General features: G+C 56.0%; 12 protein-coding genes. 6 read left to right on the plus strand and 6 right to left on the minus strand.

All coding sequences use genetic code 11. The features are described 5' to 3' along the window. Positions 1–2: 2 nt before the first annotated feature. The 3 genes from DY252_RS18865 to DY252_RS18875 all read right to left on the minus strand — a co-directional run bounded on the left by DY252_RS18865 (position 3) and on the right by DY252_RS18875 (position 3,680). Positions 3–1,181 (minus strand): branched-chain amino acid ABC transporter permease, encoded by a 1,179-nt coding sequence (locus DY252_RS18865; protein ID WP_064790740.1) that lies wholly within the window; start codon positions 1,179–1,181, stop codon positions 3–5. Positions 1,182–1,183: 2 nt separating this feature from the next. After that, a complete protein-coding gene (locus DY252_RS18870; RefSeq protein WP_008889976.1) occupies positions 1,184–2,200 on the minus strand; it encodes a branched-chain amino acid ABC transporter permease in 1,017 nt (338 codons plus the stop codon). Positions 2,201–2,318: 118 nt separating this feature from the next. Further along, positions 2,319–3,680: an ABC transporter substrate-binding protein gene (locus DY252_RS18875; RefSeq protein ID WP_082923636.1), complete on the minus strand. Its 1,362-nt coding sequence runs from the start codon at positions 3,678–3,680 to the stop codon at positions 2,319–2,321. Between the two features lie 202 nt (positions 3,681–3,882). On the opposite strand from DY252_RS18875, the gene DY252_RS18880 reads away from it, so the two are divergent. The 4 genes from DY252_RS18880 (at position 3,883) to DY252_RS18895 (ending at position 8,993) form a co-directional block, all read left to right on the plus strand. Further along, positions 3,883–5,460 carry a helix-turn-helix domain-containing protein gene (locus DY252_RS18880; RefSeq protein ID WP_064790738.1) on the plus strand — a complete coding sequence of 526 codons (1,578 nt, stop codon included), beginning with the start codon at positions 3,883–3,885 and terminating at the stop codon, positions 5,458–5,460. 118 nt (positions 5,461–5,578) lie between these two features. Continuing rightward, complete coding sequence (locus DY252_RS18885; protein WP_064790736.1) at positions 5,579–5,962, plus strand: response regulator transcription factor; 384 nt, start codon at positions 5,579–5,581, stop codon at positions 5,960–5,962. 82 nt (positions 5,963–6,044) lie between these two features. Continuing rightward, positions 6,045–6,224, plus strand: coding sequence for a hypothetical protein (locus tag DY252_RS18890; protein WP_064790733.1), 180 nt, complete (start codon positions 6,045–6,047; stop codon positions 6,222–6,224). Between the two features lie 3 nt (positions 6,225–6,227). After that, positions 6,228–8,993 carry a sensor histidine kinase gene (locus tag DY252_RS18895; protein WP_064790731.1) on the plus strand — a complete coding sequence of 922 codons (2,766 nt, stop codon included), beginning with the start codon at positions 6,228–6,230 and terminating at the stop codon, positions 8,991–8,993. 71 nt (positions 8,994–9,064) lie between these two features. On the opposite strand, the gene DY252_RS18900 is transcribed toward DY252_RS18895, so the two are convergent. Continuing rightward, a complete protein-coding gene (locus tag DY252_RS18900; protein WP_064790729.1) occupies positions 9,065–10,564 on the minus strand; it encodes a CoA-acylating methylmalonate-semialdehyde dehydrogenase in 1,500 nt (499 codons plus the stop codon). Between the two features lie 170 nt (positions 10,565–10,734). On the opposite strand from DY252_RS18900, the gene DY252_RS18905 reads away from it, so the two are divergent. Further along, positions 10,735–11,622 carry a LysR family transcriptional regulator gene (locus DY252_RS18905; RefSeq protein ID WP_064790725.1) on the plus strand — a complete coding sequence of 296 codons (888 nt, stop codon included), beginning with the start codon at positions 10,735–10,737 and terminating at the stop codon, positions 11,620–11,622. A 140-nt stretch (positions 11,623–11,762) separates the two neighbouring features. On the opposite strand, the gene DY252_RS18910 is transcribed toward DY252_RS18905, so the two are convergent. Together DY252_RS18910 and DY252_RS18915 are read right to left on the minus strand one after the other, a co-directional pair. After that, a complete protein-coding gene (locus DY252_RS18910) occupies positions 11,763–12,170 on the minus strand; it encodes a DUF2218 domain-containing protein (protein ID WP_215905396.1) in 408 nt (135 codons plus the stop codon). 337 nt (positions 12,171–12,507) lie between these two features. Then, positions 12,508–13,350, minus strand: coding sequence for a fumarylacetoacetate hydrolase family protein (locus DY252_RS18915; protein WP_064790719.1), 843 nt, complete (start codon positions 13,348–13,350; stop codon positions 12,508–12,510). Between the two features lie 229 nt (positions 13,351–13,579). Between DY252_RS18915 and DY252_RS18920 the strand changes: the two genes are divergently transcribed. Next, a complete protein-coding gene (locus DY252_RS18920; RefSeq protein WP_064790716.1) occupies positions 13,580–14,242 on the plus strand; it encodes a dienelactone hydrolase family protein in 663 nt (220 codons plus the stop codon). The last annotated feature ends 11 nt before the right edge of the window (positions 14,243–14,253 follow it).

Genomic DNA, 14,253 nt, shown 5'->3' on the forward strand with positions numbered 1-14,253 from the left:
GATCAGACCTCCCCCGCCGATGTTTGTTCTTTTTCTTTGGTTTCGTGGGCTTCGGACTTCGGCTCGGCTTTCTCCCGTTTGGTAACCAGGCGCGTCAGGCGCGTGATACCTTCCATGATGCCACCGGGCAGGAAGATCACGATCAGCATGAAGACAAGACCAAGGGTCAGGTGCCAACCTTCGCCGACAAACAGGCCAACCACGGATGCCACCGGATGGGCCAGCCAATCGGGCAGGAAGGAAAACGCATTGAGCAACACGGTATCGTTAAAGGCCGAGAAGATGTTCTCGAAATACTTGATGATACCTGCACCCAGAAGCGGACCAATCAGCGTACCAACACCGCCAAGGATCGTGATCAGAACGACCTCGCCCGAGGCGGTCCATTGCATGCGTTCAGCCCCGGCCAGCGGATCGGTCACCGCCAGAAGCGAACCGGCAAGACCGGCATACATCCCCGAAATGACAAAGGCGGTCATCAGATATGGACGGGTGCTGAACCCGGTATAACCCATGCGGTTCTGGTTAGACTTGATTGCACGCAGCTTAAGCCCGAATGGGGACCGGAAGATGCGCAAGTAAATGAAGAACGAAATCAGCATCAGGGCGGCACAGATATAGAAGCCGGAATAGCCGATCCCCTCGATCCCGAACAGGTTCGGGGTCGGAAGCGATCCGTCATCGACGATGCCCGACATCCGATCCAGAACGCGCGGATCGGCCTGTTCAAGCTGCAGACCGGTTTCACCATTGGTGATCGGGGTCAGAACCGAATAGGCGAGGTTATAGGACATCTGCGCAAAGGCCAGTGTCAGGATCGAAAAGTAAATCCCCGAACGACGCAAGGACACAAAGCCGATCGCGAGCGCAAACAGCCCTGAGAGAACCGTGCCAAAGATCATGGCCGGAATAACGTTCATCGACAGCAGCTTGAACGACCAGACCGCCGTGTAGGACCCCACACCCAGGAAGGCTGCGTGACCAAAGGACAGATAGCCGGTCAGACCAAACAGGATGTTGTAGCCGATGGCAAAGATGCCAAAGATCATGAACTTCTGCATCAGGTCGGGATAGGCCGCCCCGAAGGGCTGCAACCAGATCGGCATGGTCAGAACCACGACCGACAGGATGGCCATAAAGATCATATCTTTCTTGGGCGAGACGATTTTTGTATTTGACATTATTAGCTCTCCATCACGCCCCGGCGTCCCAGCAGACCACGCGGACGGGTCAGCAGAATGACGACGGCAACAAGGTAGATGATGATCTGGTCAATGCCCGGGAAGATGTCTTTTACCTCGGTCATGGACGAGAAAGACTGCAAGATCCCCAGCAGGAAGCCAGCGGCCACCGCACCGGGCAAGGAGCCCATGCCACCCACAACAACCACGACAAATGACAGCACCAGGAAGTCCATGCCCAGATGGTAATCCGGGGGCAGAACCGGCGTGTACATCACGCCTGCCAGACCCGCGACCACGGCCGCGATGCCAAACACAATCGTAAAGCGACGTTCAATATTGATGCCCAGAAGTTCGACCGTTTCGCGGTCGGCCATCCCGGCGCGCACCACCATCCCGTAGGTGGTGAAATGCAGGAAGGAGAACACAAGACCGATGGTGATCAGCGAGAACGCCAGATAAATCAGACGCCACCACGGATAAACCACCGCTTCGCCCAAACCAAAGATCGCACCAACGGCAGCAGACCCGGAAACGATATCCGGAGCGCCCTGCGGGATCGGGTTTGCGCCAAAGGCGGCCTTGACCAGTTCCTGAAGCACGATGGCCAGACCAAAGGTCACAAGAATCTGTTCGGCGTGAGGACGCTTGTAGAAATGCCGGATGAGGGAGCGTTCCATGACAATGCCGATGAGCAACATCACCGGTATTGCCAGAATGATCGATAACGGCACCGACCAGTCAATGATCGCCGTCCCGGTATCGCCAAACCACAGTTCGAGGTAGGGCGTTTCCTTGTAGGCGTCAAAGAAGGTAACCGACTCATCCTTGACCTTGACCGAAAGGGTCAAAAGTTTTTCGAGAGTTACCGCGCAAAATGCACCCATCATAAAGATGGCACCATGCGCGAAGTTCACCACGCCAAGCGTGCCGAACACCAGGGTCAGGCCAAGCGCAATCAGTGCATAGGCACCGCCCTTGTCCAGACCATTCAGGATTTGAAGAAATATAGCGTCCATCAGATATCCGCCGCGTATTCGTAAGGGACTTAGTCAAAAGTCGTACAGGCCGAGGCCAGAGGGCAAACGGGCCGACCATTGGGAGATGGCCGGCCCTGCTTGCATCAATTTGGGTGCATCAGACTTGATACGGACCCAGCTCACCGCCGAACATGTCGGCCGGATACTCGACCTGTGACCGCGGCACTTCCTTGACGACTTCAAGAAGGTCGAAGTTGGACTGCGGGTTTTCTTTACCACGCACGACCAGAACATCCTTGAAGCACTGATGGTCTTCTGCACGGTACAGGGTCGGGCCATTGCCCGCGCCATCGAACTCGAAACCTTCGAGCTGTTTGATGACTTCCCAAGGTGCGAAGGTACCGGCCATTTCGCAGGCGTTTGCATAAAGCAGCGTCTGGACGTAGCAGGTATGTGCAGCCTGGGACGGCGGGAAGCCGTATTCCTGACCGAACGATTTCACGAAGGCCTGCGAACCGGCATCCTGAAGCGACCAGTGCCAGTTGGTGGTCCCAAGGATACCTTTTGCAGCTTCGCCAGCACCCTGTGCCATCAGGCGGGAATACAGCGGAACAACGATTTCGAAGTTCTTGCCATTCACCTGCTTGTCACGCAGACCGAACTGAACGGCCTGGGTCAGGGAGTTGACCATGTCCTTACCATAGTGGTTCAGGATCAGGACATCTGCGCCAGAGTTCAGAACCGGGGTGATGTACTGGGAGAAGTCACCTGCACCCACCGGGGTACGGACGGTGTTCACAGTTTCCCAACCGATGTTTTCGGTTGCGGCCTTGATCGATTCTTCCTGGGTCCAGCCCCAGGTGTAATCGGCCGTCAGGTGATAGGCGCGGCGTTCTGCGCCATACTCGTCGAGCAGAACCGGCGCGATCGCCTGACCGGACATGTAAGCGTTAAAGAAGTGGCGGAAGCCATAACGCTTTTTGTCTTTACCGGTGGTGTCGTTCGAGTGGGTCAGACCCGCCATGAAGATGACGCCCATTTCCTGGCAAAGACCCTGCACGGCAATTGCCACACCAGAGGACGAACCACCGGTGACCATCGCCACATTGTCTTTTTCAATCATACGCTTGGCAGAAGCACGCGCAGCATCGGACTTGGTCTGGGTATCACCGGTCACGAACTCGACTTTTTTGCCGAGGATGCCGTTACCCTTGAGCTCAAGCGGCTTGATGGTATTGAGCATACCGCCATCGCCTTCGCCGTTGATGTGCTTGACCGCAAGCTGATAGGCACGCAATTCGTCAGCACCCTCATCGGCATACGGACCGGTCTGCGGTACGTTGAAACCGAGTTTGACACTGGCAGCACTGCCCGGATCACCCCGGAAGGTCTGGGCGTGCGCGTTCTTGATGAAATGCATCGGGAAAGTGCCGCCGATGAGGGCTGCACCCGTGGTTGCCGCGGATCCCTTCAGGATCGTACGACGAGATACATTTCCGATAAGCTTAGTCTCCGACATGGTTTTCCTCCCCAATGTCTTGGGATCTGTTTCAGAGAAATCTGAGGCCTGTTTTTTGGTTCGTTTTTTTATCGACCTGACAAAACAATGAGGATCATCTGAAAATGAATCAACACCTAGTTGATATAAAAGAACTTTTTTGTAAATATATAGATGAGATTTGTGAAAATTAGTAAATTCTGTCAACAGGTAAGACTTTAGTATGGCGCGTCAGGCCCCCATCGGACACCGCATTCGCGGACGGCGAAAAGACATCGGGATGACCCAGAATGCCCTGGCGAAGGCGGCGGGTATCTCGGCGTCCTACCTTAATCTGATTGAACATAACCGCCGCTCGATCGGTGGCGGATTGTTGATGCGGATAGCCGAGGCACTGGAAATTCATCCTCATAGCCTGTCAGGGTCTGAGGAAAGCCGGTTGCTTTCGGATCTGGCCGAAGTTGCATCCGACCCGGTCTTTCGCACCACCCCGGTCGAAAGCCGCGAATTCCCCGCCATGATTGCGGCCTCACCGGGCATGATCACAGCGTTTTTGTCGCTATATCGCGCCTATCGCAGTGGCCTTGATGATATTGACGCGCTGTCCGAACGGCTCAGCCATGACCCGTTCCTGACCGAGGCCAGCCATTCGATCCTGACCCGGATTACCTCGATCCGCACAGTGGCCGAGATTTTCGATGATTATGATGATCTGTCACGCGATCAGCGGGCACGCTTTAACGCGACACTGGTGCGCGAATCCCAGCGCCTTGCGGAATCCGCGACCGAAATTTTCAACTTCCTTGAACGCGGCGAGGCCGGCCGCCCGGCCGCCAGCCCGGCCGAGGAAGTTGATGATCTGCTATATGACAATGCCAACCACTTCCCCGCCCTTGAAGACCACGCAAACAAGATGCGCCCGGTGATTGATCCTGATGGCGGGCTCTATCTGACCGATCTGATCAATTATCTGGAAGACACCCATAACACCCGGATCGAACGCCGCCCGTCCGAGGACTTCCTGACAAGCGGCTATCAGTGGGATGCCAAGAACAATACCCTGCGCATTTCCCGCGCCCTTCCGATCACCTCGGCGCGCTTTCAGGCGGCCCGCACCATCTGCCGGCTTGAAGCCGCCGACCCGATCAACGAGATATTGGATCGCGCCCAGATTGGCAGCAAAGCCGGACGGGTTCGCGCATCCGAGGCATTGATATCCTATACCGCCGCCGCACTGCTGTTTCCCTATGACCTGTTTTTGGATGATGTGCGCAGCATGCGCCACGACATCGAACTTTTGCAGCAACGCTACGCGGCAAGTTGGGAACAGATTTGCCACCGCCTGACAACACTGCGCCGCCCGGGGGCCGAGGGCATTCCGTTCCATCTGGTGCGCACCGACATCGCCGGAAACATTTCCAAACGGTTCTCGGCATCGGGCCTGCAATTGCCGCGTTATGGCGGGGCCTGCCCGCGCTGGGTGGTGCACGAAGCCTATACCGCGCCCGAACGCGTCATCCCGCAATTTGTTCGCCTGCCCGATGGCAGTGAATTTCTGTTTGTTGCCCGTGCCTTGCGGTCCGGGGCCGGCGGATATGGCGTTCCGCGCTCGGTTCATTCGGTGATGATCGGGTGCGACACAGCCTTTTCAAATGATGTGGTTTATGGCGACCGATTATCGCTTGATCGTCCTGAGTCGGCGGTGCCGGTCGGGATTTCATGCCGCCAGTGCCCGCGCGATGATTGCGCACAACGGGCCTATGAAATGGCCGATGGCACGCCGAAAGCCGCCAAAAAATGATCCGATGAGAGCTTTCAAGCAACGTCTTATCTATACCACCCCAAAGTAGCATTATCATTCAGCCCGTAAGCCGTTAGGATTGGGAATATAAAAATCCAAAAAATCGGGGAGAACGTCCTTGAATGAGAGACCAAAGGTCTTGATTGCCGAAGACGAGGAAACCATTGTCGAATCACTCAGCTTTCTGATGGAAAAGGAAGGCTATGACGTCAGTGTTGCAACAGATGGCCGTACGGCGATTTCGATGATTGCGCGCGATATTCCGGACATGGTTTTACTTGATGTCATGATGCCCGTTTGCGACGGGTTTGAAGTCGTGCGCGCAGCGCGTAACGATCCCAACACCCGACAAATGCCCATCATGATGCTGACTGCCAAAACCCGCGAGGTGGATCGCCGCAAGGGGCTTGAACTTGGCGTTGATGATTTCGTCACCAAGCCGTTTTCCACGCGTGATGTTGTGTCCCGGGTCAAGGCCCTGCTGGAACGCGCCGCAAACTGAAACGCGGCCCGCGTTCCGCATCAACTGGCAGGAGGCCCCCATCACACCGCCACGCAAACTTACCGAACGTGCGCTTGTTCTGATGCTGGTGGCCCTGTTCATCTGGCTGCCGCCGATTGTGGGGATGTTTTCGCTTGATGGCACGATCCTTGGCCTGCCGATCCTGTTTGTCTATTTCTTTGTCGGATGGGCGATTTTGATTGTGCTGTGTGCCGTTCTGACCCGCGCACTGCGCAGTGCCGCCCAGATCGAGAGGAAATAGCCGATGCTGTCCTCGGAACTGGTCATCCTTGTTTCGCTGATTTATGTCGGCCTGCTTTATGCGATTGCATGGTGGGGCGACAAACGCGCGCGCGATGGCCATTCCTGGGTCCGCAACCCGACGGTCTATACCTTATCCATCGCGGTATATTGCACGTCATGGACGTTTTATGGCGCGGTCGGAACAGCTGCGCGCAACGGGCTTGAGTATCTGACGATTTATCTTGGCCCGACCGTGATCTTTCTCGGCTGGTGGTTTTTGCTGCGCAAGATGTTGCGCATTTCCAAGGCCCATCGCATTACCTCGATCGCCGACTTTATCTCGTCACGCTATGGCAAAAGCACGCAGCTTTCGGTCCTTGTGACCCTGATCGCGGTGATCGGCACCACGCCCTATATCGCGCTTCAGCTCAAGGCGATTGCCACCAGTTACACTGTTCTGACCGGCTGGGAGTTTGGCATGGTCGAACCGGTTCGCGAAACGGTCAGCATCTTTTCCGACAGTGGCTTTTGGGCCGCGGTTGGCCTGACGCTGTTTGGCATTCTGTTTGGTACGCGCTTCATTGATGCTGATGAACATCACGAAGGCATGGTTGCCGCCATCGCCTTTGAAAGTCTGGTCAAGCTGTTTGCCCTTTTGGCCGTTGGCTTCTTTGTCTCGTTTGTGATGTATGACGGGCTTGGCGACCTGTTTGCCCAATCTGCCGAAAACGCCGATACGGCAAAGCTCCTGATGCTGCCCGAGGGGGGCAGTTCGCGCTGGCTGACGCTTATGATGCTGTCGATGGCGGCCATCCTGTGCCTGCCGCGCCAGTTTCAGGTGATCATTGTTGAAAATGTCGATGAACGTCACCTTGCCACCGCAAGCTGGGCCTTTCCGCTTTATTTGCTGGCGATGAACCTGTTTGTTCTGCCGATTGCACTGGCCGGGCTGGGGGCTCTTCCGGTCTGGTCGGACCCGGACTTCTTTGTGATTTCCGTGCCGCTGTTTGAAGACCAATCAATGCTGGCGTTGCTCGCCTATGTTGGCGGCCTGTCGGCCAGTACCAGCATGGTGATTGTTGCCACCATTGCGCTTTCGACCATGGTGTGCAACGACCTGATTGTGCCCGCACTTTTGCGTATTCGCCCGCTGCGTCTGACCGAACGCGATGATCTGACCGGGCTTTTGATCTTTATCCGGCGGGCGTCCATCGTCGTCGTGGTGTTTATGGGCTTTGCCTATTACCGGTCTGCCGGGGCCAGTGATGCGCTGGCGGAAATCGGGCTGATTTCCTTTGCCGCCATTGCCCAGTTCATCCCGATCATGATTGGCGGGCTATACTGGAAGGGCGGCACACGGACCGGCGCGCAGGTGGCCCTTACCATCGGCTTTGCGGTCTGGGGCTATACCCTTTTGCTGCCATCGCTTGCCGATAGTGGCTGGATGGATCCATCGCTTATTCTCAATGGCGCGTTTGGCCATCCGTGGTTACGCCCCGAAAGCCTGTTTGGGTTGACGGATTTTGCACCGCTGACCCACGCCCTGATCTGGTCGATCTCGCTTAATACCGCGGCCTATGTGTTGATCAGTCTGTTTACCGAGCCAAGCGCGCTTGAACGCATTCAGGCGACCCTGTTTGTCGATGCCTTTTCCCGCAAGGGGCAGGATACCGTGATCTGGCGGTCATCGGCCTCGGCCAATGATCTTTATGAACTGGTCGAACGGTTTTTGGGCCGGGATCGTGCCTATCAGTCGTTCCGCCAGTTTGATCAAAGCATTGATCCATCCTGGCGGGGCAAGGGCGAAGCCGATGCCGACATGATTGCCTTTACCGAACGGCTTCTGGCGGGTTCCATCGGGGCGGCATCGGCCCGTGTGATGGTGTCATCCGTCGCCAAGGGCGAAATGGTCAGCCTTGATGAAGTGCTTGAGATCCTCGAAGAGACCTCGCACGTCATCGAATATTCCCAGCGCCTTGAAACCAAGTCGCGCGAACTTGAAAAAGCCGCGGCCGAGCTGCGTGCCGCCAACGAACGGCTTAAGGAACTGGACCGGCTCAAGGATGAATTCCTGACCATGGTCAGCCATGAATTCAGAACGCCGCTGACATCGATCCGGTCGTTTTCGGAAATTCTTGTCGACTCCCCGAACCTGGACCCGAAACAAGCCGATCACTTCCTTGAAATCATTGTCCGCGAAAGCGAACGCCTGACCCGCCTGATTGACGACCATCTTGACCTTGCCCGTCTCGAAGCCGGTCATTCCGACTGGCGCGCGGTCGAAGTCGATCCGCGTACGGTGCTTGATGAAAGCATCGATGCTGTCAAAGGGCTGTTTGATGCCAAGGGTGTTGTTCTGACCAAGGAATATTCGCGCAATTCAGCCCTGTTGCATGTTGACCGCGATCGCCTGACGCAGGTCTTCATCAATCTGCTCTCGAACGCCGCCAAGTTCTCCGCCCCCGATCACCCCGAAGTATCAGTGCGCGGGGAAGCCATGGATGGCGGCTATCTGGTTTCGATCACTGATAACGGCAAGGGCGTTGCACCGAACGAGCTTGAAATCATCTTTGACAAGTTTTCGCGCGGCGGCAAATACGCCGATGACAAACCCAAGCCATCCGGTTCGGGCTTGGGCCTCGCAATTGCCAAGCATGTTGTCGAACATTGTCAGGGCAAGATATGGGCTGAAAGCCCTGCGGGACGCGGGGCAACCTTCCGCGTTTTCATTCCCGGCACCATCATGGAAGCCATCAAGCCCGCCAAACCGGCATCCTTTGGCAGCTAGCACCCCCCGAACAAATAAGGGCGCGCAAATTTGGCTTTGCGCGCCCTTTGGTATTGCGATGATCGCAATGCTTATTTCATGGTGGGCATGACGAATTCAGCGCCCTTGCGAATGCCGGTCGGCCAGCGCGTGGTGATGGTTTTCAGCTTGGTATAGAACCGCACACCTTCCGGGCCATGCATGTGATGGTCGCCAAACAGCGATGCTTTCCAGCCACCGAACGAATGGAAGGCCATCGGGACCGGGATCGGTACGTTAATGCCAACCATGCCAGTCTGGGTACGTGCGGCAAATTCACGGGCGGTGTCGCCATCGCGGGTGAAGATCGCGGTACCATTGCCATATTCGTGGTCATCAACAAGGTTGGCAGCGGTTTCGAAATCATCGGTACGCACAACCGACAGAACCGGGCCAAAGATCTCTTCCTTGTAGATGCTCATATCCGGGGTGACGTCATCAAAGAGCGTACCACCAACGAAGTAACCGTCCTCATAGCCCTGAAGCTTGATGTCACGGCCATCGACCACCAGCTTGGCACCTTCTTCGACACCCTTGTTGATATAGCCGACAACCTTGTCACGGTGGGCAGCGGTCACAAGCGGGCCCATTTCGGCCGCCGGATCAATACCCGGCGCCACGCGCAGTTCATTGATGCGCGGAACCAGCTTCTCGATCAGGGTATCTGCCGTTTCCTTGCCGACCGGCACCGCAACCGAAATTGCCATGCAACGCTCGCCAGCCGAACCGTACGCCGCGCCCATCAGGGCATCAACCGCCTGATCCATATCGGCATCGGGCATGATGATCATGTGGTTTTTCGCGCCACCAAGCGCCTGGCAACGCTTGCCCTGCGCGGTCGCGGTTTCATAGATGTATTTGGCAATCGGGGTCGATCCGACAAAGCTGATGGCCGAAACATCCGGATCAAACAAAAGCGCATCCACTGCTTCCTTGTCGCCCTGAACAACGTTGAACACGCCATCCGGAAGACCGGCTTCGGTCAGCCATTCGGCCAGCAGAAGGGACGCGGACGGATCACGCTCTGACGGTTTCAGGATAAAGCAGTTACCGCACGCAAGGGCGACCGGGAACATCCACATCGGCACCATGGCCGGGAAGTTGAACGGCGTGATACCGGCAACGATACCAAGTGGCTGACGGATAGAATGGCTATCAACCTTGGTGCCGACATTTTCGGTGAACTCACCTTTCAGCAGCTGCGGCGCGCCGGTGGCAAATTCAACAACCTCGATCCCGCGGGTGACTTCGCCCAACGCATCCGACAAAACCTTGCCATGCTCGGCCGTGATGGCGGCAGCCAGTTCTTCGGAACGCTCTTCAAGGATGCCGAGGAACTTGTTGAGGATACGTGCACGGCGCAGCGGCGTGGTTGCGGCCCATTCAGCGGCAACGGCGGACGCGGACTCAACAGCGGCGCGGACCTCGGCCTTCGATGCCAGATCAACCGTTGCACTCTGTGCGCCAGTTGCCGGATTGAAAACCGGTACTGAGCGGCCGGAGTTGCCGGCAACGCGTTTGCCGTTGATGTAATGGGTAAGTTGGGTTGCCATTGGGTTTCTCCCGATAAACCTGATGATCAGTGGGACGATCTTAATATAAGTGGGGGTCTTCCCCCTTAATAACCTGCACCCATTATGACTATGCACAGGGATGCACATCAATTATCATTTCCGCAAATTCGATGTGCAAAAATTAAAGTCATGACAGGATCACACCCACCATGGATTGGGATCGCTTCCGTATCTTTCTGGCTGTTGCCCGCCAAGGTCAGATCCTTGCCGCCGCCCGGCAGCTTGGCCTAAACCACGCAACAGTTGGGCGCCAGCTAACGGCCCTTGAGCAGGAACTTGGCACCAAACTGATCGAACGGCGCACCACCGGATCGGACCTGACCCCGGCGGGACGGGAATTGATGCAGGCAGCAGAGGCCGCTGAATCGGCTTTTTTACGCGCTGGCACCGCCGTTTCCAACCAGTCAGAGCTGATCAGCGGCACGGTCCGCGTTGGCGTCCCCGATGGATTGGGCAACTATTTTCTGGCAAGTGAGTTGGCTCACTTTGCGTCCAATCACCCGGATCTTGTGATCCAACTGGTGCCGCTGCCACGCACATTCTCGCTATCGCAACGCGAAGCCGACATTGCCATCACACTTGATCGACCCAAGCAAGGGCGCCTGGTGATCAGTAAACTCACCGACTACACACTGAGTGTCTATGCCAGCAAATCCTACATCGAACGTTTTGGTGCGGTCAAAACCGAGGCCGATCTGACAGACCGCCTGTTTGTCACCCATATCGAAGACCTGATTTACAGCCGCGCACTGGATTACGCCGCTCGCCTTGGCAAACTGATGAAACGCCGATTTGAATGCGGCAGTGTGGTGGCCCAGATGGAAGCTGTGCGAAACGGATACGGCATCGGCATCCTGCACGACTACGCCACCGAAGGCATCCCCGGCCTCGTCCGTCTGCTGCCTGAAATCCGATTCACCCGCAACTACTGGATGCTCCAGCACCCGGACACCAAGGATACGCGAAGTGTCGCAGCCATTGTCGATCATATAACACGCGTCGTACGTGGGGCTCGTGATCGGTTTATCATGAGCTGAGAAAACACAATTACGGTCAAAGGCAAAAAGCCGATTGCGCCAAGCGGATCGCCATCACATACCCGTTGCGACCAGGCAAACAAAACAAAAGCCCGCTCAATACTGAACGGGCTTTTTGATCACCAAGAAGTGACGAACGGTCATTTATTTCGCCAGTCAATTTCGATTTTGGTCTGGGGCGACATGGTCCGCAGCTTGTCTTCGAAATAAGCCTGCATATCTGCAAGGCTGTGTTCATCGGCCGCTGACATCGCAACCGTCAGAAACAGCGGCGTCGCCGTCAACTCGCACGCACCATTTTCAAATGCCAGAACGCCAGCATCGGGTTTGCGCAGGGTACCCTTGACGTCTTCGCCACGGGCTTGCAGCATCATCCCCTTGAGAAAGCAAGGCGCGCCGCGCAAATAGATATCTGCAAACGCAAAGCTACCGACACCGTCCGGTGCCTTTGAAGTCCGAGACACAGGGCCAGCCTCATCAACTGAAACATCCATCGGATTGACCGAAACCGGCCAAGACTCGTTCACTTTGATCGCCAGATTAGACATGTGCATCACCAATCCTGTAAGGGCGCTTTATGCGCACGGTATCCCCATACCCCTTGGACACGCATTTCACATTGCTTAAGCACTGAACAATAATGACTACTAGTCATTTATCGCACATCACAGAAGAACGTCAATGCACTTTGTCCTGACAAAAATGTCCTGAATCGGGCAAAGCGCAAGTCTGTCGGCAAAAATTTCTGAAATATCTGCGTGACGATCCGCCAGATCACGCAGATCATCGCGAAAAATCGTTATTTAACAACGGCATGCAGCAGAGATCACATTGCTGTGACGTGATCTGGATTGCTGCATCCCGATATTTGCATGGCAGCGTTGTCTAGCCCTGCACCACTTCCTGACGCTGCGCGCCCAAGCCATCGATTCCCAGTTCCATCACGTCACCGGGATTGAGGTATACCGGCGGGTTTTGCCCCATTCCCACACCCGGCGGCGTGCCGGTCGAGATGATGTCACCGGGTTGCAGGCTCATGAAACGTGAAAGATAGCTGACGACGAATGCGACGCCATAGGCCATGGTTTTCGTGCTGCCGTCCTGATAACGCTTGCCGTTCACATCAAGCCACATGGAAAGGTTTTGCGGATCGGCAACCTGATCGCGGGTGACAAGCCACGGACCAATCGGGCCGAAGGTATCGGCACTTTTGCCCTTTACCCACTGGCCGGAATGTTCGAGCTGAAAGGCGCGCTCGGAAACATCGTTGATCAGGCAGTAACCTGCGACATGATCAAGCGCATCGGCCTTGTCGACATATTTGGTGTGCTTGCCGATCACCACGCCCAGTTCGACTTCCCAATCGGTTTTGGTCGAACCGCGCGGAATTTCAATCGTGTCATTCGGACCACAAACGGCCGAAGTTGCCTTAAGGAAAATGATCGGTTCTGGCGGGAGTTCCATGCCGGCTTCTTGCGCATGATCGGAATAATTCAAACCGATGCAGATAAATTTGCCTGGCCGCCCGACACAGGCGCCAATGCGCGGATCACCCGACACGACCGGCAGGCTTTCCGGATCAAGTGCTGCGATACGTGCAAAGGTTTCATCGGAAATCGTGGTTGGATCAAGATCATCAATCACGCTGGAAAGATCGCGGATGACGCCATCCGCATCACAAAGCCCCGGTTTCTCCGCCCCGACCGGGCCATAGCGCAAAAGCTTCATGAATTCTCTCTCCTGATATCATCACGCGGGTTCTTTCTGGGTCCTGTACAAGCCAAGTCCTGCAAAAAGAACGATTTATTCCTCATATCTTAGTGATGTCACATCATGATCCCAAAGGGCAAGCCAATTGAGGATACATTATCCGCAGTGACCATGATGATTGTTCTCGCCCGGTAATTCGATATCATCACCGAAAAGACCACTGCGCCGAGAAAGGAAACGAAAGGACATGATGGAGACCCTTACCGCAGCCGACGGGCACAAGCTTGATTGTTGGTTTGAGCCACCGGTCGGCACAAGACGCGGCGCGATTGTAATCCTGCAGGAAATCTTTGGCGTCACCGAGCAGCTCAAGGGAGTTGCGCGCAAATATGCCGCGCTTGGTTACGAGGTCGCCATCCCTGCCCTGTTTGACCGGGTAGAGCGTGGTGCGGTTGTGGACTTTAACGATTTTGATCGGGCCCGTGCGCTGATGATGGCGTCCGAGTTGTCAAACACCCTGAGCGACATCGATGCTGCCGCCCGCGCCCTGTCTGCCAAGGGCGGCAAGGTTGGCGTGATCGGTTTTTGCTGGGGCGGCGGGTTGGCACTACGCAGCGCCCAATGTCTTGATATCGCGGCAGGTGTTTCATTTTATGGCACGCGCATCGACCAATATCTCGATAAGCCGCTGCACACACCTTTTCTGGCACATTTTGGCCTGTCAGATGGTCACGTCCCGGTGGAGATGATCGAAGATGCCAAGGCAGCCCTGCCCGGCATGGAAGTGCATATGTATGAAGCCGGGCATGCCTTTGCCAACGAAGCACGTCCATCCGCCTATGTCGAAGCGGCCGCCGAAGTTGCGCATGCCCGCACAGCCGAATTTCTTGCCGTTCATATCGCGGCCTGACGCGACCAGAA

The sequence above is a fragment of the Thalassospira indica genome (assembly GCF_003403095.1).
Classification (GTDB): Bacteria; Pseudomonadota; Alphaproteobacteria; order Rhodospirillales; family Thalassospiraceae; genus Thalassospira; species Thalassospira indica.

What these genes read in the sequence shown, in the direction of transcription:
- DY252_RS18865 (WP_064790740.1), bottom strand. Translation starts at nt 1,181, where the DNA reads ATGTCAAATACAAAAATCGTCTCGCCCAAGAAAGATATGATCTTTATG.
- DY252_RS18870 (WP_008889976.1), bottom strand. Translation starts at nt 2,200, where the DNA reads ATGGACGCTATATTTCTTCAAATCCTGAATGGTCTGGACAAGGGCGGT.
- DY252_RS18875 (WP_082923636.1), bottom strand. Translation starts at nt 3,680, where the DNA reads ATGTCGGAGACTAAGCTTATCGGAAATGTATCTCGTCGTACGATCCTG.
- DY252_RS18880 (WP_064790738.1), top strand. Translation starts at nt 3,883, where the DNA reads ATGGCGCGTCAGGCCCCCATCGGACACCGCATTCGCGGACGGCGAAAA.
- DY252_RS18890 (WP_064790733.1), top strand. Translation starts at nt 6,045, where the DNA reads ATGCTGGTGGCCCTGTTCATCTGGCTGCCGCCGATTGTGGGGATGTTT.
- DY252_RS18895 (WP_064790731.1), top strand. Translation starts at nt 6,228, where the DNA reads ATGCTGTCCTCGGAACTGGTCATCCTTGTTTCGCTGATTTATGTCGGC.
- DY252_RS18900 (WP_064790729.1), bottom strand. Translation starts at nt 10,564, where the DNA reads ATGGCAACCCAACTTACCCATTACATCAACGGCAAACGCGTTGCCGGC.
- DY252_RS18905 (WP_064790725.1), top strand. Translation starts at nt 10,735, where the DNA reads ATGGATTGGGATCGCTTCCGTATCTTTCTGGCTGTTGCCCGCCAAGGT.
- DY252_RS18910 (WP_215905396.1), bottom strand. Translation starts at nt 12,170, where the DNA reads ATGTCTAATCTGGCGATCAAAGTGAACGAGTCTTGGCCGGTTTCGGTC.
- DY252_RS18915 (WP_064790719.1), bottom strand. Translation starts at nt 13,350, where the DNA reads ATGAAGCTTTTGCGCTATGGCCCGGTCGGGGCGGAGAAACCGGGGCTT.
- DY252_RS18920 (WP_064790716.1), top strand. Translation starts at nt 13,580, where the DNA reads ATGATGGAGACCCTTACCGCAGCCGACGGGCACAAGCTTGATTGTTGG.